Source organism: Porphyromonas sp. CAG:1061 (genome assembly GCF_000435035.1).
GTDB lineage: Bacteria > Bacteroidota > Bacteroidia > Bacteroidales > Porphyromonadaceae > Porphyromonas_A > Porphyromonas_A somerae.
Genome location: NZ_HF988937.1, coordinates 2,644 through 4,609 on the forward strand (window position 1 = coordinate 2,644; position 1,966 = coordinate 4,609).

The window sequence follows — 1,966 nt, forward strand, 5'->3', positions numbered from 1 at the left end:
GATTGACTTCTCGCCTTTGCTGTCGCGCAGGGACTCGAACCCCGAATTAAAGGACCAGAATCTTTTGTGTTACCATTACACCACGCGACAGTGTCAGTGGTATCTCTACCCTTTCGGTGGCAAAGATACCACAAAAATATTAATTAGCCAATGATTGATTTATGAATTTCATCTCATTGTCTACATAATCAAGTTGTATCGCCTTATCCTTTTGGATTTTCTCCTCTAAGACTGCGATAGATAGGGGGTTCATCACCTCTTTTTGGATCACTCTCTTTACTGGTCGAGCACCGTATTGTGGGTCAAAACCAAGCTCTGCAATGTGCTCTACCGCCCTATCGGTATAGGTGAGCGTGATGCCATTTTCGGCAAGTGATTTAATCACCCTATCCAGCTGTATACGTACCACCTCAGCTATCTGCTCCTTATTCAATGGGTGGAATACAATGGTCTCATCAATACGATTGAGGAACTCTGGCCTTATTCGCTCCTTTAGGAGTGACAATACCTGTTTCTCCGTCGTCTCTTCTATTTCACGGGCATTATCTGCGGTCAACTTCTCAAAGTTGTGCTGGATAATATCCGAACCCATATTAGAGGTCATGATGATGATGGTATTCTTAAAGTTGACGGTGCGGCCTTTATTGTCCGTAAGTCGTCCATCGTCAAGCACCTGCAATAGCACATTGAAGACATCGGGGTGCGCCTTTTCAATCTCATCAAAAAGCACTACTGAGTAGGGCTTACGCCTAATAGCTTCGGTGAGCTGTCCACCCTCTTCATAGCCTACGTATCCTGGAGGTGCTCCTACCAGACGTGAGGCGGAGTGCTTCTCTTGGTACTCACTCATATCGATGCGCGTCATCATATCCTGATCATCGAATAGAAAATCTGCCAGTGCCCTTGCTACCTCCGTTTTACCTACACCTGTGGTACCGAGGAATAGGAAAGAACCGATAGGCTTCTGTGCATCTTGCAATCCTGCACGGCTTCGTCTTACCGCATTAGCAATTGCTTCAATCGCTTCATCCTGTCCTACTACTCTCTTGTGGATCTCCTTCTCTAGGTGCAGTAGCTTGGTACGCTCCGAAGTCATCATCTTGGAGACCGGGATATTGGTCCACTTAGAGACTACCTCTGCGATATCCTCAGCATCAACGACCTCCTTGATGAGGGCTGAATCACCTTGAATCTCGTGGAGTTTTTGCTCTGCTGTATCAATACCCTTTTGGAGCTCCTGAATCTCACCATATCTGATCATCGCTACACGCTCGTAATTTCCATCACGCTCAGCTTGCTCTGCCTCGAATTTGAGGTTCTCTATCTTCGCTTTATTTTGCTGGATAGTATCCATTTGGTTCTTTTCACGCTCCCACTTACTGGTAAGGGTCGATTGCTCCTCCTTGAGAGTGGCTATCTCCTTATCAAGTTGCGACACCTTATCGGTATTGCCCTCCATCTTGATCGCCTCGCGCTCAATCTCTAACTGTTTGATCTTACGAAGGCACTCATCGAGCTCCTCGGGGAGTGAATCCACTTGCATCCTTAGTCGAGCTGCTGCTTCATCCATAAGGTCAATTGCCTTATCGGGTAAGAATCGATCTGTAATGTATCTACTAGATAGTCTCACAGCTGCGATGATGGCGTCGTCAAGGATACGCACTTTGTGGTGATTTTCGTACCTTTCCTTTAGTCCACGCAATATGCTGATGGTAGAGAGCTCATCTGGTTCGTCCACAGTGACTATCTGGAAGCGTCGCTCCAGTGCTTTATCCTTTTCAAAATACTTACGGTATTCATCAAGGGTGGTTGCACCGATCGTGCGGATCTCACCTCTCGACAATGCAGGCTTCAGGATATTGGCAGCATCCATAGCTCCTTCACCGCCACCGGCACCTACTAGTGTGTGGATCTCATCGATGAATAAGATCACCTCGCCCTCCGACTTTTTTACTTCATTCACGAC

1 protein-coding gene and 1 tRNA gene are annotated in these 1,966 nt (G+C 46.8%); both read right to left on the bottom strand.

Annotated elements, in window-relative coordinates; all coding sequences use genetic code 11:
- Nucleotides 1-19: 19 nt before the first annotated feature.
- Nucleotides 20-90, bottom strand: a tRNA-Gln gene (locus tag QVO39_RS07290).
- A gap of 49 nt (nucleotides 91-139) precedes the next feature.
- A partial coding sequence (locus QVO39_RS07295; protein WP_288171909.1) for an ATP-dependent Clp protease ATP-binding subunit occupies nucleotides 140-1,966 on the bottom strand: 1,827 nt, incomplete at its 5' end.